Raw genomic sequence first — 20,820 nt, 5'->3', positions numbered from 1 at the left:
AACAAAGCTGTTGCAAGAAGAATGCTTCTGGCCAATTCTAAAGTTCAGATAAAAGCTGTACCAGATCGTCTGGTTTATTTGGAACGAGCGTTCGCATCCGAGCCGGAAGCTTCGATCTGATAAGGCAATCCCTGACCGCTGCATCTGTAAATACAATGTCACAGTATGGAATTGCCAATGACATGGCGTGAATGTCACGAATATCGTTTACTGTCCATTTTCTGGCTGCGTTCCGGTGATAGTTCGTTTTGAGTTCGACCGCAACACAACTACTTGGCATACTATGCACAAGCCTTCTTGCATCATGAATGTTCTTAGTAAGAAGAGCGAACGTTATCTTGCGGACCGACAATTCTCTTGCAAGCATTTCATTCAACTCATGAAAAAGTTCACGCGCTGTGAGGACATCCTTTAATCGACCGCGACGCATGCGATCGTCTAGTTGTTCATTGGCGAAGGATTGCTCAATTTGGGCATTATCCTGCAACGAATCTTGAACGATTTCAGGAGCATATCCAGATCGTCGCAGTTCTGGAATGTCGTCGTCTTTAGGGCCAGCAAGGAGCTGTCGTTCGGCCTCACGATCTATTACTTTGAGCTTGCGTTGTTCCTCTTCAGACAATAATGTCCGGTCTATCGGCTTACCATCAGCATCGGTAAGGAGTAGCCCTCCGACCTTCCCAAATGCGTGCAGGAGACTGCCTCCTACCAACGGAATCTGCGAGTAATTCAGTCCTCTAGTTCCAGTCATTTCGTCTAATGTGGCTTGCAGTTCCAGCTTCTTAACATCTGCGAGTCCAGCTAAGTACTCATAATCAGTCAACTCATCAATGACAGATACTATGTCGTTCCGCTGCCGAGGGTCTCGAATCTTGAATATTTCTTCTGCCAACGCATCTGACAAGACGATACGGACTTTCTTATTTTTAACTGCCAGCTGGCATGCTTCCAAGAGCTGCCAGTATCGAGTAGCACCGCCCTTCCCCAGCTTGACTTTCGCAAGATTTATCCAGTGATTCAGATCCAAATAGAGCAATTTTGCGCTGTCAATTGGCGGTATCAGAGTTTTAGGCCAGATGAGGTCAATCAATTCAACGTCTCGATTAACCACTGAATAATCTCCGATCTACACCGAACTCTTTGAACTGCTTGCGCCTACCAAGCTAACAGGCAGAAACCGGTTCTTAATATCTGGGCGCAATCGTTCCCAAGCTACAGAAGCAAGCGGTCGGGAAACGAGACGCTAGGTAGTCTGCCCTTAACAAGTCAGGCCTTACGCGTTCAGGGGTAATCATCAGACTGAAACTGCTCCAAGAAAGCACTATCTTCGTCCACAAATATGTGTGAACGAAGATAGTAGCAAAACTTATATGTCACCCAAGTGCCGTTTAGGCAGTCACCTGAACATCAAGGCCCAGTTTGGCGCGATCGCGCTGCTGGTTGATGAAGAACATTGAAAGCACTCCGCATAAGGCCAGCGCACCACCGGTAATGGCAAAGGCCGCTAGGTACCCGATGCTTGGCGTTGTCGCGGCACCCACCATGAATCCGACGAACATCGGAGCCACCAGACCACCTGCGGTCAAAAAAGCGTTAGTGATCTGTAGTACCGCACCACGCTGCTGAATGGTCGTCATCTCGGCTGCTACCAGGTACGTCACGGCAAAGAGTGCAGGGGCCGTACCAAAGCCAAACATGAAGCACACAACTGCCAGCACGTCGTTTTGTACCAGTGTTCCCAGCACTACCAGCAGGCCAGAAGCAGCAGCCGCGGCACCCAACACCACGCCGCGTGCCTTACGCGTCGAGGCTCCTCGGTTGACAAGGAATTCGGTGAGCCAGCTCAAACCAATGGTGGCGAAAAAACCCCAGATCGCCGGCAAAGCAATGAGAGATCCGGCCTTCTGAGTGCTCATACCCATGGCGTTCTCGTAGTAGGCGGGCAGCCATGTCGTGGCAACCGTAAAGGTCCAGTAGCCCAGGAACGAACAGAGCACCGCGAGAATCCAGCTCGGTGTCAAAAATGAGCGCAGGTAACGTACCGGGGTATCCGAGGCCTGCACCATTGCCGAGTCCAAGGGCTCGGCAACGTCTCCTTCAATGGCGCGTTCGGCCTGCACCGAGGTGTAGGGGCCTTCCTTGCCAATGAACAGCCAAATGATCGACCACACAACACCAATGACTGCCAGGAAGATAAACGTCGATTTCCAACCGAATTCGGCGTTGATCCAAGCCAGGATGGGCGCGAAGGCCACAACACCGAGCGTTACACCGGCAGAGGCAACTGCCGCTGGCGTGGCCGAGCGCTTGGCTGGGAACCACTTGTACACCGCGTGCATGGTTACCGGGGCTAATGGCCCCTCACCCGCACCCAGAATTAACCGGCTGGCCCACAACGCGGGCAACGAGGCGAAGACAAAGATTGGCACCTGTGCCACCGACCAGATCAGGCACAACACCAGCAGAATCCATTTGGATTTAACCTTGTTTGCAATCGGAGCCGCCACAAATTGGGCAATACCAAAAAGCATGAACACGGCCGAGCCAAGCAGGCCGAATTGTTGCGGGGTAATCTCTAGGTCGCGCATCAGCGGCACCGCCACGATGCCAAGGATCGCCTTGTCCGCCCAGCTGACCATCATCAGCACCAGCAGTGCAATGGTGATCAACCATCCGTAGCGTTTACGCTTGGCCGGACTCCAGAGTGCAGGATCGTCCTGCGCTGCTTTTGGGCGCGGCAATGAATCGAGTGTCATGGCAGTACTCCGAATTTAGGAGGAAGGAAGGGGACGAATAACCCGGAACTAGGTGATTAGTTTCCGGTGGTGATGCGTACCGGCATTGATTCGAAGCCCCGCAAAACGTTGTGCAGGATTGGCGTTGGTTCGCCGTCCAGTTCTAGGGTGTGAATCTTTTCCAGCATTTGTTGTAGAACGATTTCCATTTCAAGGCGTGCGATCGGCTGCCCGACGCACTGATGCAAACCCATGCCAAACGCGACGTGTCCGGAGGAGGATCGCTCCAAGGAGAACTCGTTAGCGTCATTGCCCCACTTCTTCGGATCACGGTTTGCCGCACCAATGAAGAGCTGGACCTTGGATCCGGCCGGGATGTGTACCCCACCCAAAAACGTGTCGACGGTAGTGGTGCGGTGGAACTTCTGGAATGGGGATTCTAGGCGCAGTGCCTCATCAATTGCGAACTTGGCTAGGGATGGTTCCTTGCGCAAACGGGCCCAGGCATCCGGGCGACGAGCGAGCACGGAAAGCGTATTTCCGATGCCGAAAATCGTGGTGTCCACGCCTGCCGAGAGCAGTGCACGGACCAGCAAGGTTGCCTGCTGCTCGGTGATCAGTCCTTCTTCGACCTTGGCCCAAATTCCGGCACCAAAGCCGTCATCGGTCAGCGATTCACGTTTGCAGGCGTTCATCACCACGCGGGCATGCTCATCGCCTTCAGCGAAGGCTTGCTGGTAGATGTAGTTTTCCGGGCCAAACGCGTTGAAGACCATGTTGCCGTAGGGCAAAAGGTGCTCGCGGCCCTCCAATGGAATGCCGACGGCGTCGGGGAATACCTGAATCGGATATATTTCCGCCAGATCGGTAATCGCGTCGAAACCGGTGCGCTTAGCCAACTCGTCGATGATGCGTACTGCCGGAGCAGTGAATTCACCGCGCAATCCACGCACGGTGCCCGGGTTAATGACTCCGGTTAATGCACGGCGCATCAGCGTGTGGATCGGTGGATCAGATTCTAGAATGCTCGGCGGACGCCAGGCATCATCCTTGCGGATATCGCGCGGGCCCAGACCTCCGGAGGATACATAGGTCTCAAAGTCGGTGAGAACCTCGTAAACTTCCGCGTAGCCAACCACGGCGTAGGTCTGCTGAGATTCGAGCCAAGATACGGAGCCTGATTCCTGCAGTTCGGCAAGAAACGGGTATGGTTCCAGCAGGTTTTGCTCGCTGTACGGATCACCGGAAAATACTGTCGGTTCAATGGTGGGAGTGCTCATGGCGAACGGATTCCTTTGTGAACTAGAGATCGAGAACGAGGCGGCCACAACCGGCAGCCGAGCGGGAGACACACGGAAGCATGACATCGTTGGCGTCCTTGTCCGCCTCGGTGAGTACCGCGTCTCGGTGATCGGGGGTCCCTGAAATGACTCGGGTTTCGCAGGTACCGCATAGACCTGCCCTGCAGGAGGAGAGGATCCGAACCCCTACCTTTTCCACTGCATCAAGGATTGTCTCGGTCGTTTCAACCTTTACGATGCGACCGGAGCGGGCAAGTTCCACTTCAAAGGGTTCGCTAACCGATCCCGCGCCGAGCGTATCGGCAGAGAAACGCTCCAGGTGCAGCGCGCCCGGAGGCCATCCCATGCAAAAGTCTTCGATGGCGCTGAGCATGCCGCCGGGACCGCAGGCATAAACCAGCATGTGGGCTCTTGGCATTCCCAGAATCGTCTGCAGATTAAGTCGGCCAACCTCGTCCTCGGCAAAGAGGTTCACCTTTTCGGAACCGTACTTATCCTCAAGTTGTTGGGCGAAGGCCATGGTTTGGCGTGATCTGCCGCCATAAATCAGGCGCCATTCGCGGCCATTGGCTTCCGCATTTTCAATCATGGGGATGATCGGGGTAATTCCGATGCCACCGGCGATAAACAGGTACTTGCGTGAGTCGATCAGCGGGAAGTTATTGCGTGGGGCTGAGATACTTAGCGGCGTTCCCTTGACCAGGGTTTCATGCACCCGTTGGGAACCGCCTCGTGACTCTTGCACGTGCAATACACCGATGCGCAGAACGTCCCGGTCTTCCAAGGCAGAGCATAATGAGTACTGCCGGGTGATGTCATCGCCAAGGTAAACGTCGATATGTGCACCGGGTTCCCATACCGGGAACTGCTCACCGTCGAAACGACGAAGCACGAGAGAAACCACGCGATCTGCCACATGTTCGACTTCTGCGACGACTACGTCGAGTCGCTCAGATAGCTGCGTCATACCAAAGACTCCTTGAACCTTGTAGGCCCGTTCACGTTGATCCGCGCCACGATATCGATTTTAGGTGTCATGGAACACAACCCTCCAAAGGTCTTCCATCCAATGGAAAAGCTAGTTTAGTTGCTAAATCATTTCGCGACGGGCCAAGCTGCGCGCGATCCCTCTTGCGGCGATGCGAAGAACCGGCACCACACTACCCACAGATGGTGGTTGGCCCTGCGAAACCACGCCAAGCGCGGCCACCACTCGCCCGGTTACCAACTGGATAGGAACCGCCAGCCCGAAGTTATCAAGCCCACTTTCTTGACTTGTGGTGGCGAACCCTTGTTGACGCACCTGCTTAATCTCGGCCTCCAGGGCCTTCCTGCCAGTGAGCGTGAACTTGGTAAAGGCTTCCAGCTCTGTCTCACGCGGAAGCAGGTCCATTCCCAGATGCGCCAGCATGACTTTTCCTGCTGCACTTGCATGCAGACCCATATGCGAGCCCACTCGGCGGAAGGGCGACCCGGCACGGGTGCCCGAGATACGTTCGAGCAACAACACCGATTCACCATCGAGAATAAAGAGGTTCACAACATTTTGCGTTACGAACAAAACGTCCTGCATATATGGCGCCGCGAGCTCGGCGATGTCTTGCTGTACCGGTGCTAGCCGGCCAATTTGCCAAAGTTTCTGTCCGATGACGAATTTATTCTGTTCCTTGTCTAGCGCACCCCAGCGTTGCAGCTCGGCGGCTAGGCGATGAGTTGTTGCTAGCGGAAGTCCCGCCCGGCGAGAAATCTCGCTGAGCGATAGCTGCGGATGTTCGGCGTCAAAGGCGCCGAGAACTTCTAGGCTCCGCCAGGTCACCGAATCGGCAGTCGCGGGCGCGTCGTCAGCGAAATCTCTACGTTTACCGGGGGTTGCGTTAGCCATTTAGCACATTCCCTATCCCCTCGGCTTGTCATCAGGTATCGGTGCCAGTATATCGAGCTTCATTTCCAGCTCAGCAGGACAACCTCGAGACCGCCCTCAGCTGTTGGCTGCGACAAAAGCACTTTCCAGCCAGGTACGTTCCAGCTCATTGATGGCCCGCGAGCTCTTGCCGTCTTCGGCCAACGGCACCATCACCGAGGTGCCGTCAAAGACCGTTGCCCCATCTTGGACACCCACATGGCGCAACGTAAATGATTTGGTGCCGATGCGCACCACCGTCAGTCGCACAATCATGTTCGGCTGGTAATACAACGGCCGCAGGTAATCAACCTTCATGGAAGCCACGACGGTACCAAACGGAAAACGACCCGAATCGCTACGCGGTTGCGTGAAACGCAGCCTGGCTTCTTCCATCAGGGTGACGACGCGAGCATTATTGACATGCCCCAGCGCATCCTCATCGGACCAACGCAATTGCAGATCGATATCGACGCTTTGAGCATCTTCGTGTGATTCACTCATGATTCCCATTGCACCAGATCCTAGGGCAATTCGGGCAGTAGGTTACATGTTTACCAGAGATAGCTAAGCTGGAGGCATGCGATTGTGGAGCCTACACCCCAGCTACCTGGACACCAAGGGCTTAGTGGCCTGCTGGCGCGAAGCATTGCTCGCACAAAAGGTCTTGGCGGGCCAAACTTCCGGTTACCGCAATCACCCGCAGATAGAACGCTTTCGGGCCACCGAAGATCCATTGACCTTCATTAGCCATTTTCTTGAACACATTGCGCAAGAAGCCGATGCCCGCGGCTACAACTTCAACCGTGGCCTCATCCTCCGGGCCGTAGCAGATCCCGCGGTGGCGCACATCTTCGTCACCACCGGCCAGCTCGACTACGAAAAATCTCATTTGCTAGGGAAGCTTGAGGTACGCCATCCACAGCGGGCAACAATGTTGGCCGACGCGATTCCCCCGGTGCTGCATCCGCTATTCACCGCGGTCCCCGGCGAGATCGAATCGTGGGAACGTCCCTAAGTCACCCCTGGATTAGCTAGTCGGAAACTCAATAATCTCGCTGCGAATCAAAAAACGTTTGCCCTCGGGCGCTTCAAGGGAGAACCCCGAACCGCGCCCGGAGACCACATCAACGGTGAGCTTGGTGTGCTTCCAATACTCGAACTGTTCCTTGGACATCCAGAAGTCGATGGTGCCCAGCATCGTTCCCTCTGCGTCGGGAAGCGTGAAAACTCCGAGTCTAATATCCGAATCCCCGGTCTTAAACTCGCCGGCCGGGAAGCACATGGGTGAGGACCCATCGCAGCAGCCACCGGATTGATGAAACATCAACGGGCCGTGGTTATGCCAGAGCAGCCGCAGCAAATCCGCTGCCTCTTCGCTGAGCGCTACCCTAGAAAAATCCTCCCCGGCAATGCTTGCCGCGGATTCAATGACACCTTGCATGATGCACTTTCCTTCCCCGCGAAAACACGGAATAGCGTTCGGGGACACCGAAGCCCGGTACCGCTCCATGACGGTGGCACCGGGCTGGGGTGTAGACCCTGTTGTTTTACTTGGCCGGTTCTAGCCCAAGTGTCCTACTATTTGCTCACGTAGTCGATGACCACGCGGCCATCGATCTTCGCGTGCACCATCTCGTCGAGGATGGCATTCATATCCTCCAACGGGCGGGTGTGGAAGGTCGGCTTGATCTTGCCCGCCGCATAGAATTCCAGCGCCTCAACCATGTCTTGACGGGTGCCGACGATGGAGCCGCGGATGGTCAGCCCCTTGAGCACGATGTCGAAGATCGGTGCCGGGAAATCTCCCGGCGGCAGACCGTTGAACACGATGGTTCCACCGCGGCGGGTCATGTTGATGGCCTGGCCGAATGCCGCCGGGTGCACCGCGGTCACCAGCACGCCGTGCGCACCACCGGTGGCTGCCTGAACTGCTTCGGCCGGATCCTCGGCAAACGCGTTGACGGTAACTTCCGCTCCGTGGCTGCGGGCCAATGCCAGCTTTTCCTCGGCAACATCAACGGCCACCACGCGCATGCCCATGGCCACAGCGTACTGCACCGCAATATGCCCCAGACCGCCGATGCCGGAGATGACCACCCACTGACCTGGCTTGACCTCGGACTGCTTCAGGCCCTTGTAAACCGTCACGCCGGCGCAAAGCACCGGGGCGATCTCGTACGGATCGGCGCCTTCCGGGATGTGTGCGGCGAACTTCGCATCGACCAACATGTATTCGCCAAAGGAACCATCGACCGAATAGCCACCATTTGACTGCGATTCACACAGCGTCTCCCAGCCCGTTCTGCAAAATTCGCAGTTTCCACAGGCACTTGCCAACCAGGCGTTACCCACCAGGTCGCCGACCTTGACCTCGGTGACGCCTTCGCCGATTTTGACAACGTTGCCCACGCCCTCGTGTCCGGGGATCAGCGGGAGTTTCGGCTTGACCGGCCAGTCGCCGTGGGCGGCGTGCAGGTCGGTGTGGCAGACGCCGGAGGCAATGACCTTCACCAGTGCCTGACCCGGGCCGGGCTCCGGAATCGGTGCGGTTCCAACTTCAAGTTCTTCGCCAAAAGTATTCACAATGGCAGCGCGCATGGTACCCATAAGATCTGTTCCTTTGCTAAAACATCGTTGTTGATTTTTGGGCGCACACACGGAAGCGTCGTCGCACGATGCGTGCGCCCAGGGGGGGATGTCGCATTTTCACACCGCGACGGTTTGTATTACTGCTTGTACTGCATGGTTGTTGTAAAAAGCGGGTTCTTCCCGCGAGCATCGGCGGATCAGGGGAGAAACGCCGATGCCCGCTTTGGGGGGAAGCTTCTTAGAAGAAGCCGAGCTTGTCTTCCGAGTAGGAGACCAGAAGGTTCTTGGTCTGTTGGTAGTGATCAAGCATCATCTTGTGGTTTTCACGTCCGATGCCCGAGGACTTGTATCCGCCGAACGCCGAGTGCGCCGGGTAGGCGTGGTACTGGTTGACCCAGACACGTCCGGCCTGGATGTCACGTCCGGCACGGTAGGCGGTATTGCCGTTGCGGCTCCACACGCCCGAGCCCAGTCCGTACAGTGTGTCGTTGGCGATCGAGATCGCATCGTCGTAGTCCTTGAAGCGGGCCACCGAGACGACCGGGCCAAAGATTTCCTCCTGGAAGATGCGCATCTTATTGTGCCCCTCGAAGATGGTCGGCTGCACGTAGTAGCCGCCCTCAAGGTCCCCGCCAAGTTCCGCGCGTCCGCCACCGGTGAGCACCTTGGCGCCCTCGGCCTTACCGATATCAAGGTAGGAAAGGATCTTTTCCAGCTGGTCATTGGAGGCCTGGGCACCCATCATGGTGTCGGTGTCTAGCGGGTTGCCCTGCTTGATGGCCTCGGTGCGCTTGATAACATCCGGCATGAACGTGTCGTAGATCGAATCCTGGATCAGTGCGCGCGACGGGCAGGTGCAGACCTCGCCCTGGTTCAGCGCGAACATGGTGAAGCCTTCCTGCGCCTTGTCGTAGAACGCATCGTCCTTCGCGGCGATGTCCTCGAAGAAGATGTTCGGGGATTTGCCACCCAGTTCAAGGGTGACCGGGATCAGGTTTTCCGAGGCGTACTGCATGATCAGCCGGCCCGTGGTGGTTTCGCCGGTGAACGCGATCTTGCGGATACGTTTGTTGGAAGCCAGTGGCTTGCCGGCCTCGACGCCGAAGCCGTTGACCACGTTTAGCACGCCGGCCGGTAGCAGGTCGCCGATCAGTTCCATCAGCACCAGGATGGAAACCGGGGTCTGCTCGGCGGGCTTGAGCACGATCGCGTTGCCCGCGGCCAGCGCCGGTGCCAGCTTCCAGACTGCCATGAGGATGGGGAAGTTCCACGGGATGATCTGGCCAACGACGCCCAGCGGTTCGTGGAAGTGGTAGGCGGTGGTGTTGTCATCAAGCTGCGAGAGGCTTCCCTCTTGGGAGCGGATGCAGCCGGCGAAGTAGCGGAAGTGGTCAACGGCCAACGGCAGGTCGGCGTTGAGCGTTTCGCGCACCGCCTTGCCGTTATCCCATGTTTCGGCGACGGCGAGCATCTCGAGGTTTTCTTCGATGCGGTCGGCGATCTTGTTTAGGATGACCGCGCGGGATGCCGGGCTGGTCTTGCCCCACGGTCCCGCGGCTGCCTCGGCAGCGTCTAGTGCTGCTTCGATGTCTTCGGCGGTGCCGCGGCCTACCTCGCAGAAGCCCTTGCCGGTGACCGGGGTGATGTTTTCGAAGTACTGGCCCTTGATCGGAGCCACCCACTGGCCACCGATGTAATGGTCGTAACGCGACTTGAAGTCGATGAGCGCGCCTTCGGTGTTCGGGTTTGCGTAGACAGTCATGGTGTCTCCTTGGTTGTGCCGGTTGCTGCAAGGGGGTTACTACTTGAGTGTGAGCCTACTCACACCAAGGTTGCGGCAACGTTGCATTGCCGCTCCGCGCAACGTTGCAACCTCACAATCTCTGGCTCACCTCCCACCGAGCCCCCACCAAATTCCCTGCATTCTCGGCATTTTTTGATTCATTTCATCCCCGCAATCCAAGTTATCCACATTCCCGCTCATCCCCCACAAATCTCTTGCCACCCGGTGCACCATTGATCTATGAGCACTTCCGTTAGCCCATTGGGGCACGCACACACCGACGCCGCGGTCAGGTCTTTGGCCTCCGCGGTGCTCACGCTGCGCGACGCCCTAGCAGGGATGGAAGATGTTACGCACGATGCTTCCACCGCCGCACTGACCCTGGGCCTACTTGAGCAGGCGAACCGTGCCGTCGGCTTTGGCCAGTTGCAGATGAGTTCCACCGCGGAAATCCATCAGGTGCATCGTCTCGATCCGGAAACCGCCAGCACGCTTGATGAGCTCGCCGCCAACCCGCAGTTGGTGGCCGATGCAACCATCCCGCCCGAGCGCATGTGCTCCGGGATGTCCCCGCACCGCAGCCTCGAGTCCTGGATGCTGGCCCATCTGCATATTTCATCGGCCGAAGCCAAGCGCCGTCTCACCGGTGCTCATTTGCTCATCGCCCCGATTCCCAACTCGGATGAACCGACTCCCACACCAATATTTCCGATTCTTGCCCAGGCCGCGGCCGATGGTTCGGCGGATGTTGGCTCCTTAGCCCAGCTGGCCGGCCGTATGCAGTCAATGCAGCCGCGCATCGAAAATCGTCCCGATGCCCAAGCAGTGAACACCGCAATCGAAGAAGCCGTGGTCCATGAGACGCGCACCGCCCAACCCCGGCACGGCCACAAGGCCCTGAACGATTGGGGCAATTTCCTCGCCGAGCATGGTTCCCCGATGACCGATGAGGAAATTCGTGCCAGGCGTGGATGGTTCTTCCGTGGATTCCGTAATGGAAGCGACGAATACTTGCTACGCTGCGATCCCGCGGATTCCGAATCCCTCATATCCTTTGCCCAGCAGTGGGCAAACCCCAAGAATCAGATCCGTCCCCCGGGCACCGTGTCTACCTCCGGGCCCCGGCGAGCGCCAAGCACGCAGCCGGACACGCAGCCGGGCACCCCGCCAGGCACATCACCGGAGCAGCCGCCCCTGTTCGCTACGCCCGGAGCCTCCGCCGAGCCATCGATGCCCGATGAGCCTGACAAGTCTGCAGAATCGGATGAGCAGGATGAATCCCTAGTCTCTGAGGAAACCACCAGCTGCGATTCCCTGACTCGAGACGGCGTTCTTTCCCCGCAACCCACCCCGGGTACACCGATTCCGGCCTGGGCCGTTGCCGAGGGTACCGATCCATCCCAGCTCCCGGTGAGCGAATGGCCCATCGACACAAGCACAATCAACACCGATTCACCGTCCAAGACCACCTCATCAACCACCCAAGAGCTGTGGGATCTTCTCGAATCTCGTACCAGCCCCCAGTTATTGCTCGATGGGATCATCGCGGCAATCAATGCGGCAATGAACGGAACCGGTTTTGTTGGCGCGGGTGGTCAACGCTTCAAGATTGGCATTCTCATTGGCTACCGCTCATTGCTTGGCTTGTGCGACGAGGCAGGAATTACCTCAACCGGCCGTCCCATTTCCGCAGCGACTGTGCGCCGTCTTGCCTGTAATGGAGATCTGCTTCCCGCGGTGCTCGGTTCGGAGGGGGAAATCCTTGATCTGGGTCGCGAGGTTCGATCCTTCACCAATGCCCAACGTAAGGCGCTAGCCATCAGGGACCGCGGTTGTGTCTACCCGGGATGTTCACGCCCCGCCGCCACAACCGAGGCGCACCACGTCAACCCGTGGTCCGAGGGCGGTCAAACGAATGTCGGTAACGGTGCATGTCTCTGCCTGCATCACCATCTCATGTTGCACGCCGGGCTTTTCACACTCGAAATGATCAACGGCATCCCGTATGTCACCGAACGTGCCGGGCAACCCCGCGGGGATCCGGAACGAAACCTGTACTGGCATCCGGAGCTACGCACCCGGGGCTTTAGCGTTCCACTCTTTGATGCCTAGTTTTGCTGGCTAGTTCCCTGCTTCGAGCCGTTCTAGTGCCGCAACCACCAGCGCACGATGTGGGGAACGAGCTGGCAGTACCTGCAATGCGGTACCCAGCACTTCCTCATCGTCTTGCACCTCGGGCAATTCAAGGAAACGCATTAATTGCTCCGCGCTACCGTCTTGCAGCATGGCCTGACGCAACGCGGCAAACACCTCGTCACGGATCGTTTCAATACCCGGTGCCATCGATCGCGGTAAGACCGGGCCGGCATAGTGTTCAAGCGCCATGTCAAGATCTCCACGTTCGATGGCTTTGAGCACCATCCGAGCATCGCTGCGTGGTGTCTTTTCAAGCCGATAAGGGCGCGAACGCGGTACCAACGCCTGGTCAATATCGCCCAAAATCTTACGCAAGCGCACCAATTCGGCCCGCAACGTCCCCACATCCGCGGCATCGGGGTTGATATGCAATAGTTCGACGAGTTCTTCCCCGCTTAGCCCGCGCGGATGCCAGCTCAGCAACGCCAAAAGCTCGGCATGCCGGGTACTAAGTTCCACGCACGTATCCCCGCGCCGCAGTTGCGCGCCGGTTCCATTGGTCAGCAGCAGCGTTGATTCAACAACGGGCTCCACGATGCCCACAACTCCTAGTGTTCCGCGCGGGGCAAGCGGAGCCAGCGGTATCGCCGGAGCCAAACGCCCGGAAACACTAAAGCTCTTCAACGCGGGTTCCATTTGTGCTTGATGCCAGCGTAATTCCGATTCAGCCGCGGCAACCGCCGCCTTCAGTAATGCCAACGAGTGAGCTGCAACGGCATCTTCACCACCGGTGATGTCTACGACACCGAGCAATTCACCGGTATCCGGGCAGTGGATCGGCACCGCTGTACAACTCCAGCGATGTGCAATCGGGTCAAAGTGTTCGGCTCCTGCCACCTGCACTCCCCCACCAGTGGCAAGCGCGGTTCCGGGTGCCGAGGTTCCTACCGTGCGTTCGGACCAATCGGCCCCGGGTACAAAGGCCATGGCTTCGGCCTGGCGCAGGACTTGGCGATCCCCCTTGACCCACAGCAGGCGGCCGGTGGGATCCCCGATGGCAAGAATCATCTGGGTGTCGCGTGTGGGTTCGAGGAGCAGACGGTCGAAAACTGGTAATACCAGGCGTAAGGGAGAAGCGGTACGCAGATCACGCAGGGCTTCATCGCTGAGCACCGTGTGTTCATTAGATTCGGCCGCACCCTTGTATTCCAACGATCGTAGCCACGATTCGCGCACAACATCGCGTAGCTGCCAGGTAGCTTCTCCCCCGATATCCAGGCTCTCGTGGGCAGCCAACGCACGGCGCTGCAAAGACAACGAGGCCGGAGACTTCAGAGGCATCTTAAACCTTTCACGGATTAGGTAACCCAGTGCACCACAATGGCGCCTCGTGTGACCCCCTTCACGATCTAGGCTCAAGTTTAGGTGAGAAACCCAGATGGCAAAACCCACCCGGTGACGACGCCGCAACCGGCGCGCCAACTCAACGCTTCGAAACCCTGTGCGTTCGTGACGTTAAAAACGGATCTCAAAGAAAATTCTGCTAATCCCCACAAATCTCTTGCCAGCATCCAACCCGATGCGGATCATTGGTGCTGGGTTCATTCCACGGACCCTTGTGGAATGATTCCCGGCTCTTCAATCCGGCTGACCTTCCGTCCTATCAAGTCCCAACTCCCAAGCCCCACAAAGGAATATGGCCATGGAACGCATGATTTTTATCAACCTACCCACCCGCGATCTGGCAGCTTCCGACGCCTTCTACTCCGGGCTCGGTTTCAGCAAAAACGCCGACTTCTCCAATGAGATGGCCAGCTCATGGATGATCACCGAGAACAGCTGGATCATGATCCTGAGCGAAGACTTTTACTCAACGTTCCTGCGCAATGGCGATATCCCGGCTTATGGCGACGGTGGCCGCGAGGTGCTCAACGCCATCAGCGGTGAAAGCCGTGATGAGGTGGACGAGTTCGCCGCCCGCGCACTGGCCCACGGCGGCACCATCTACCGTGCGGCTACCGAGGAAATGCCCGGCATGTATTCGGTGGCCTTCTTGGATCCCGATGGGCACGAGTGGGAGGTCGGCTGGATGGATATGAGCAATTTTGCGGCTGCACCAACCACCGATTAGCCAAAGACCGAACGCTGACTAGCACGGTCGGCACCTTGGACAATGCTGGCGCACTCCCCTGACGTCCAAGAGCGCGCCGGCATAAAGCTACGCCGTGCAGGCCTCGTTTGAACATCCAGCATCACGTGGCGCCCAATGCGCCTCGTCTTCGCCACGGTCTTCCCAAACGACGTGCCGGTGCTGCCCACAACTTTCACAGGCCGGCGCCAGATAGATGGCGCGTTCGGCATCGGTATACAACTTGTAGTCGCCCATCTTGGCTCTCCCCATTGCTTGACTGATGGTGCCAACACTCTACGCCCGACACCCGGCAACCGCTAGGAAATTCTCCCCATCGGGTGCACACCTGCCCGGAAAGTTTAGGCGCTGCGCGGCGGAAAAGCCTTGTACTTGCGGTAATGATTCACGGCGTTGAGCAGCAAGAACAGCTGCCGCTTGGGGTGCTTTTCCGCGTGGTAACGCAACGGGTTGGAGACCTTCTTGGCCGTAAGTAGCCGCGCGGCCTTGGCACCTACCACCGAGTCGAGGAAGCGAGCCAGCAGGTGGTGCGGCAATACAGTGTAGAGGTGCTCAACCTTCAGCACCGCTATCCCATGCTCATCGGTATCAACGATGGAGGCATCGAGCACCGTGGCATCGTAGTCGGTGCCCAGGTATTCGCGCACATAGAAGCGTGCAGCATTCGCACCGGCGGCGGTGAGGTAATAGTGGTTACGGCCCAGGCGCGGGTTCAGCTCGAAGAACTTGATGATTCCATCGCGCGGGTCAAGCTTCGCATCGAACATGGAAAAGCCCGTCCAGCCCAGTTCTTCAAGCAGACGACGCCCCTGATCGATGACCACCGGATCCACCGCTGTGACGATGGCCGCGGAGTTCCCCAACACCAGCGGTGAATGCTCTTCAACAACAACCTCGCCGTATCCGGCAAATTGCACATCCCCAGCTTGATTGGAGAAGTAGGTGCACAGGCGCATATTGCTATCCCCCCCGGGGATCAGCTCCTGCAAAATATAGGGCTGGGCATAACCGCTGTGCCGAATCTTGCCCAGCAGTTCTTCAAGCTCGGCGCGGGTATTGATTGTATGAATCTTTTGCTTGCCGACAAATTTGGCGCTCACCCAGGTCGATGAGTCGGAGGGCTTGCCAATCAGCGGGAAGGGCAGATCCGCGGGCAATTCCGCCGGGTCGGTTGCCGGGTCATAGGAAATGGTCAGCGGGTGCGGGATGCCCAGCTTGGTGCACAGCGCATAGAAGTTTTCTTTCAGCGCCGCCCGTTCCATCATGTCGATGCCGACGTAGGGAATGGCGTAGAACTGCTCTAATTCGGCACGCCGCCGAGTGATGAGCATGACGTGCAGGTCAAGGGAGCCAAAGAGCAGTAGCGGGCGGGGGTTAGCCGCGGTGAGCTCGGCACCCAGGGCCAGCAGGTGGGCAACCACGCGGTCCTCATCAAGGATGCTTCCGGCCGGGCGCAGGCTCAGCGCCACCGAGTTTTCGATAATGCCGTTGCCGCCGGCCGGGACACCGACACTTGTAACACCGTAGGCCTCATGAAATTCGCGCGCCAACGAATAGGTACCAATATCGCCGCCCAGAATGACCGGGACAAAGGGCTGTGAATCGGAAATGCTCATGGTTTCAAACCCTATCTCAGGCGTGGTTCTATTGGTGGTGCGCAACGGTGGCGGTGGCATGGGTGCGGCGGGTAATAGCGGCCGCCGGTAACCTTACGCCACGGCCATTGGGGGCCGTGGCATTGAGGAAAACTCGGGTTAGCCGCGTTCGCGCCTTGCCATGTACTTGTTAAATCCCCAGGCCAACGGCTTATTCAGCGGCAGGTCCCATTCACCAAGGGTCTGCACGATGTCACAGCCCATCGAGGTCTTGAAATGCGTCAGCCCGGAGAGGTGATGCGCCTTATCAAGGGTTGCGGAGACGCCGCCCTGGTCTAGGTAGATGCATCCTTCGTCAATTGAGTCGGTGATCATGCGGTGCACAAGTGCCTTGGGGGCAAAGAGCTTGCGCTCAGCAGAGCTGGAGGCGCCGTAGACGTACCAGGCAAGGTTGCCACTGCGCACCCGGATGGCGGAGGCTAAATCGCGGCCCTCATGCACGGCAAAGTAGAGCGTGCAGGATCCGGGGACCGCGGCATTGAGCTCGGTGATCATGGTGGTGAAGTAGCTCGAGGGACGACCAGAGAATTCGTTGCGATCCGCGGTCTCTCGGTAGAGCGCATGGAAGCGTTCCATGTCGGCCGCGGTGCCGACCTGGATTTCCAGCGGGCCACGGGCGCCCTTGCGGGTTTCATTGCGTGCCGTCGACGCAAATTGCGCTAGCACACCATCGAGGTCACGTTGCTGGCCTTGGGCATCAATCAGTGGGATGCGGGCGACGAATTCTGGCTGGCCTGCAGCAAAGTCCTCGCTGACTTCTTGTTTGGTCCACCCCGCGGCGGCCAGTTCCGCGGCCAGCGCCTCGGCCTGAGTACCGTGCTGGGCGACGGCGAGCTCCGGAATCAGCTGGTGCTCACCACCGGAAAGTGCCTTGCGAGCGTCGTTTGCGCTCCAGGTGTTGCGCATGAGTCCCGGGCTCATACGGACCAGGAAGACCTTGCGCTTGCGGAAGTGCGCAATCATGGGGGCTAAAACGTCTTTGGTGCTGTGGTTTTCCCAGTTTATTACCGGCCCATCGGGCAGGTAGGCAAGGGTGTGGCCGATAACAGGAGCGGCCCGGTGAAGCACCAGCGCGGCACCCACAAGCTCTTCTTTCTGGAACCAGCCCAGGGACTCGGAACCCCACCCGCCCTTGACCTTTGCCCACTCCGGTCGCTGCAGGAAACTGACTCCCGGGAGCCCCTGGAGGAAGGATGAATGCTCGGATTGGGTGATCGGACGGAGCGAAAGCTGATTCTGTGGCACCGAGACAGCATAGCAATGAAGCATCACAAGTGGCTCTTCGCACATACCCCCTACGGGTACTTGACTTCATACCCCTTAGGGGTATTATTATGCTTATGGAAGACAACAACACCGCCACAGACCCTCATGTAGATCACGGCTATACGGCCAATAAAGACGCACTCCTGAAGCGCTTGAGCCGCATCGAGGGGCAGGTCCGCGGGGTAAATCGCATGGTCAGCGAGGAAAAGTACTGCATCGACATCCTCGCGCAGATTTCAGCGATCAACGCAGCCCTCCACAAGGTAAGCCTCGGCCTACTCGAGGAACATGTTTCTCACTGTGTGGTTAACGCCGCAACCGAATCGCTCAAGACCGGCGACAAATCGATAGTGAACGAGAAGGTCAGTGAGGCAACAGTGGCCATTGGCCGCCTCCTTCGCTAAGCATTCCCCCACCAGAGCCCCTGAGAGGCTCTCCATGAACCATCCGATCGAAAAGAGCACCATGTCAAACGAATCAAGCTGTGGTTGCGGCGGCTGCGGCTGCGGAAGCAACTCAAACGACGGTCTAACCATCACCACCCGCCCAGTTGAGGAAATCATGAATCAGATCACCCTAAAAATTGACGGGCTAACCTGCGGACATTGCGTTTCATCGGTCACCGAAGAACTCAGCGAAGTTCCCGGCGTCTTCACTGTTGAGGTCGTCCTCGCCGCCGGCGGCACCTCAACCGCCACCCTCACCACCAGCGCACCCATCGAGAATTCGGTTCTCGAGGCGGCAATTTCCGAGGCGGGCTACACGCTGATCTCAACAAGCGCCTAAGCACGCCACCCATACCCCTCTTCGCCCCCCGGAAGTGGTCAGCTAGCCGCACTTACCGGCCGCGCCGAAGGGGGAGCTGAGAAAAGAATGGAACCATGAGCAACGAGAACACGTTTCCCACCAACCAGCGCATCGTCGAACTGGATATTCAGGGCATGACCTGCGCATCCTGCGTTGGGCGGGTTGAACGCAAGCTGGGCAAGATCGAAGGTGTCGAAGCCTTGGTAAACCTGCCCCTCGAATCGGCCCGCGTCACGGTCCCGGCCAGCGTTACCGACGCCCAACTGATCTCGACCATCGAATCCGCCGGCTATCAGGCGAATATCAAGGTCGATCAATACGCTGCGCGGGCCGAGGCAGCGTTACCCCCTGGTTCTCCCACGACCCCCACGTCGACCGCCGCTGCCGAAGTTTCCCGCCCGGCCCTGGGCACCAACCACGCGGCCGAGGCGGCCGGAAGCGATCTAAAAAAGCGCCTCATCGTCGCCTCCATCTTCGCCCTTCCGCTGTTCATCATTTCGATGATCCCCGGGGCCCAGTTCCCGCACTGGGGTTGGGTGGCGTTGATACTTGCGACCCCCGTGGTCTTCTGGTCGGCCTGGCCATTCCACCGCGCAGCGGCCATCAACGCCCGTCACCTAGCCTCCACCATGGACACCTTGGTATCCATCGGCGTGCTTGCCGCGTACTTCTATTCGCTGGTCCAGCTCATCATCGACCCAAACATCACGGCCCACACCGGCATGGCCATGAGCGAACACGCCCTGTACTTTGAAACCGCCGGCGTCGTGGCAACCTTCCTGCTGCTGGGCCGCTGGCTAGAGGCACGCGCCAAATCACGTGCCGGCGACGCACTGAAATCCCTGCTGAATTTGGGCGCCAAGGAAGCCACACTGCTGCGTGACGGCGTCGAAACCAAAATTGCCGCCTCCGCGCTGGTTCCGGGCGACGAATTCGTTGTACGTCCCGGCGAGAAAATCGCCACCGATGGCTTCGTGGTCACCGGCCACTCGGCAATTGACACGGCGCTGGTCACCGGCGAATCGGTACCGGTTGAGGTGGGCCCGGATGACACGGTCACCGGTGCCACCATCAACACCTCCGGCCGTCTGGTCATCCGCGCAACCCGCGTCGGTAAAGACACCACGCTGGCGCAGATGGGCCGCCTGGTTTCCGAGGCACAGACCGGTAAGGCCCCCATCGCCCGGCTTGCCGATCGCATCTCCGCGGTCTTCGTCCCCATCGTGCTTGTCATTGCGCTGGTCACTTTCATTCTCTGGCTGAGCCTCACCGGGGACATGAATGCCGCGGTTGCGGCCTCCGTCGCGGTGCTGGTCATTGCCTGCCCCTGCGCGTTGGGCCTTGCAACACCCATCGGGCTACTTGTTGGCACCGGCCGCGGCGCCCAGCTGGGCATCTTGATTCGGGGCCCGCAGGTGCTTGAAGACACCCGCAAGATCGATACCGTCCTGCTCGATAAGACAGGCACCGTGACCGAGGGCAATCTGTCGGTCACCTCCACCACCCCCGCCCACGGATTCTCCGAATCGGAGCTGCTCGCCCTTGCCGGTGCCGCGGAGTCCGGCTCCGAACACCCCATTGCCCACGCAATTGTTGCAGCGGCACGCGCCCGGGGGCACCTTTCCGAGGCCAGCAACTTCACCTCTGCCCCCGGCGGTGGTGTCCGCGCTCAGGTTGGCACCCACACCGTGGTGGCCGGCCGACTCAGCTGGCTGCTGGAGAACGGGATCACCGATGCTGATACCGCCGCACTGAGCGCTGCCCAGCAATCTGGCGCCACCTCCATCATGGTGGGTGTCGATGGAACCTTCGCCGGGCTGGTGAATCTGACCGACACCATCAAGGAATCCTCGGCCGCCGCCATCGCCAAGCTCAAGTCATTGGGCCTGCGCCCGGTGCTGCTCACCGGCGATAATCTTGCGGTGGCAACGCTGGTTGCGGCCCAGGTTGGTATTGCCCCGGAAGATGTTTTTGCCGATGTCTTCCCGGATCAGAAGGCCCAGAAGGTCCGCGAGTTGCAGGCCCGCGGCCAGGTAGTCGCGATGGTCGGAGATGGCGTGAACGATGCTCCGGCGCTGGCACAGGCGGACCTGGGCATCGCCATGGGTTCGGGCACCGATGTTGCCATTGAGGCGGCGGATCTGACCATCATGGGTAACGACCTGACCCAGGTCGCCCAGTCCATTGAGCTCTCCCGCAAGACTCTTGGCACCATTAAGATGAACTTGTTCTGGGCCTTTGCGTACAACACCGCGGGTATCCCGATTGCGGCCTTTGGCCTGCTCAATCCGATGATTGCCGGCGCCGCAATGGCCGCCAGCTCGGTGCTGGTGGTTGCCAACTCGCTGCGTCTGCGTAGTTTCGGCAAGCGCCGCTAGCCCCCCCACACCCGTGCGTGAATCCTCACCATCGGGCCCGGCGTGAAAATTCGCCAACCAGAGTGTCGTTGTTCTCACGGGAGCAACGACACTCTGCAATTAAACCGCCCACCCGAAT

The 20,820-nt window shown here is 58.5% G+C and carries 18 protein-coding genes; 6 read left to right on the top strand and 12 right to left on the bottom strand.

Annotated elements, in window-relative coordinates; genetic code table 11:
- Positions 1 to 37 precede the first annotated feature (37 nt).
- From CQ018_RS04710 to CQ018_RS04685, 6 genes are all read right to left on the bottom strand, one after another.
- A complete protein-coding gene (locus CQ018_RS04710; protein ID WP_105548838.1) occupies positions 38 to 1,111 on the bottom strand; it encodes a hypothetical protein in 1,074 nt (357 codons plus the stop codon).
- Between the two features lie 277 nt (positions 1,112 to 1,388).
- Positions 1,389 to 2,756: an MFS transporter gene (locus tag CQ018_RS04705; RefSeq protein WP_105548837.1), complete on the bottom strand. Its 1,368-nt coding sequence runs from the start codon at positions 2,754 to 2,756 to the stop codon at positions 1,389 to 1,391.
- Between the two features lie 56 nt (positions 2,757 to 2,812).
- A complete protein-coding gene (locus CQ018_RS04700; RefSeq protein ID WP_105548836.1) occupies positions 2,813 to 4,015 on the bottom strand; it encodes a cytochrome P450 in 1,203 nt (400 codons plus the stop codon).
- 22 nt (positions 4,016 to 4,037) lie between these two features.
- A complete protein-coding gene (locus tag CQ018_RS04695) occupies positions 4,038 to 5,003 on the bottom strand; it encodes a PDR/VanB family oxidoreductase (RefSeq protein WP_105548835.1) in 966 nt (321 codons plus the stop codon).
- A gap of 123 nt (positions 5,004 to 5,126) precedes the next feature.
- A complete protein-coding gene (locus tag CQ018_RS04690) occupies positions 5,127 to 5,918 on the bottom strand; it encodes an IclR family transcriptional regulator (protein WP_105548834.1) in 792 nt (263 codons plus the stop codon).
- A 96-nt stretch (positions 5,919 to 6,014) separates the two neighbouring features.
- Complete coding sequence (locus tag CQ018_RS04685) at positions 6,015 to 6,440, bottom strand: thioesterase family protein (protein WP_105549320.1); 426 nt, start codon at positions 6,438 to 6,440, stop codon at positions 6,015 to 6,017.
- A gap of 76 nt (positions 6,441 to 6,516) precedes the next feature.
- Here CQ018_RS04685 and CQ018_RS04680 point away from each other — a divergent pair, with 76 nt between their 5' ends.
- Entirely contained in the window at positions 6,517 to 6,954 is a 438-nt protein-coding gene (locus CQ018_RS04680) for a pyrimidine dimer DNA glycosylase/endonuclease V (protein WP_105548833.1), read from the top strand.
- Positions 6,955 to 6,966: 12 nt separating this feature from the next.
- On the opposite strand, the gene CQ018_RS04675 is transcribed toward CQ018_RS04680, so the two are convergent.
- The 3 genes from CQ018_RS04675 to CQ018_RS04665 form a co-directional block, all read right to left on the bottom strand.
- Positions 6,967 to 7,380 carry a DUF779 domain-containing protein gene (locus CQ018_RS04675; protein ID WP_105548832.1) on the bottom strand — a complete coding sequence of 138 codons (414 nt, stop codon included), beginning with the start codon at positions 7,378 to 7,380 and terminating at the stop codon, positions 6,967 to 6,969.
- 137 nt (positions 7,381 to 7,517) lie between these two features.
- Complete coding sequence (gene adhP / locus CQ018_RS04670) at positions 7,518 to 8,546, bottom strand: alcohol dehydrogenase AdhP (protein WP_105548831.1); 1,029 nt, start codon at positions 8,544 to 8,546, stop codon at positions 7,518 to 7,520.
- Between the two features lie 220 nt (positions 8,547 to 8,766).
- Positions 8,767 to 10,290 (bottom strand): aldehyde dehydrogenase family protein, encoded by a 1,524-nt coding sequence (locus CQ018_RS04665; RefSeq protein ID WP_105548830.1) that lies wholly within the window; start codon positions 10,288 to 10,290, stop codon positions 8,767 to 8,769.
- 261 nt (positions 10,291 to 10,551) lie between these two features.
- Here CQ018_RS04665 and CQ018_RS04660 point away from each other — a divergent pair, with 261 nt between their 5' ends.
- Positions 10,552 to 12,423: an HNH endonuclease signature motif containing protein gene (locus tag CQ018_RS04660; protein WP_258142404.1), complete on the top strand. Its 1,872-nt coding sequence runs from the start codon at positions 10,552 to 10,554 to the stop codon at positions 12,421 to 12,423.
- Positions 12,424 to 12,432: 9 nt separating this feature from the next.
- Here the strand turns inward: CQ018_RS04660 and CQ018_RS04655 are convergent, their stop codons facing one another.
- Positions 12,433 to 13,788 (bottom strand): helix-turn-helix domain-containing protein, encoded by a 1,356-nt coding sequence (locus tag CQ018_RS04655; protein ID WP_105548829.1) that lies wholly within the window; start codon positions 13,786 to 13,788, stop codon positions 12,433 to 12,435.
- A gap of 361 nt (positions 13,789 to 14,149) precedes the next feature.
- Here CQ018_RS04655 and CQ018_RS04650 point away from each other — a divergent pair, with 361 nt between their 5' ends.
- Positions 14,150 to 14,578, top strand: coding sequence for a VOC family protein (locus CQ018_RS04650; protein WP_105548828.1), 429 nt, complete (start codon positions 14,150 to 14,152; stop codon positions 14,576 to 14,578).
- Positions 14,579 to 14,937: 359 nt separating this feature from the next.
- Here the strand turns inward: CQ018_RS04650 and CQ018_RS04645 are convergent, their stop codons facing one another.
- Both CQ018_RS04645 and CQ018_RS04640 read right to left on the bottom strand, forming a co-directional pair.
- Complete coding sequence (locus CQ018_RS04645; RefSeq protein WP_105548827.1) at positions 14,938 to 16,212, bottom strand: carbamoyl-phosphate synthase; 1,275 nt, start codon at positions 16,210 to 16,212, stop codon at positions 14,938 to 14,940.
- Positions 16,213 to 16,350: 138 nt separating this feature from the next.
- Entirely contained in the window at positions 16,351 to 17,496 is a 1,146-nt protein-coding gene (locus CQ018_RS04640; protein ID WP_258142403.1) for an aminoacyltransferase, read from the bottom strand.
- A gap of 95 nt (positions 17,497 to 17,591) precedes the next feature.
- Here CQ018_RS04640 and CQ018_RS04635 point away from each other — a divergent pair, with 95 nt between their 5' ends.
- The 3 genes from CQ018_RS04635 (at position 17,592) to CQ018_RS04625 (ending at position 20,702) form a co-directional block, all read left to right on the top strand.
- The gene (locus tag CQ018_RS04635; RefSeq protein ID WP_105549318.1) at positions 17,592 to 17,921 is read left to right on the top strand and encodes a metal-sensitive transcriptional regulator; all 330 of its coding nucleotides are present in this window, start codon (positions 17,592 to 17,594) and stop codon (positions 17,919 to 17,921) included.
- Between the two features lie 61 nt (positions 17,922 to 17,982).
- Positions 17,983 to 18,303, top strand: coding sequence for a heavy-metal-associated domain-containing protein (locus CQ018_RS04630; protein WP_105549317.1), 321 nt, complete (start codon positions 17,983 to 17,985; stop codon positions 18,301 to 18,303).
- A 95-nt stretch (positions 18,304 to 18,398) separates the two neighbouring features.
- A complete protein-coding gene (locus CQ018_RS04625) occupies positions 18,399 to 20,702 on the top strand; it encodes a cation-translocating P-type ATPase (protein WP_105548825.1) in 2,304 nt (767 codons plus the stop codon).
- Positions 20,703 to 20,820 lie beyond the last annotated feature (118 nt).

Source organism: Arthrobacter sp. MYb227 (assembly GCF_002975435.1).
GTDB lineage: Bacteria > Actinomycetota > Actinomycetes > Actinomycetales > Micrococcaceae > Paeniglutamicibacter.
This window is presented reverse-complemented; position numbering and strand designations above follow the sequence as displayed.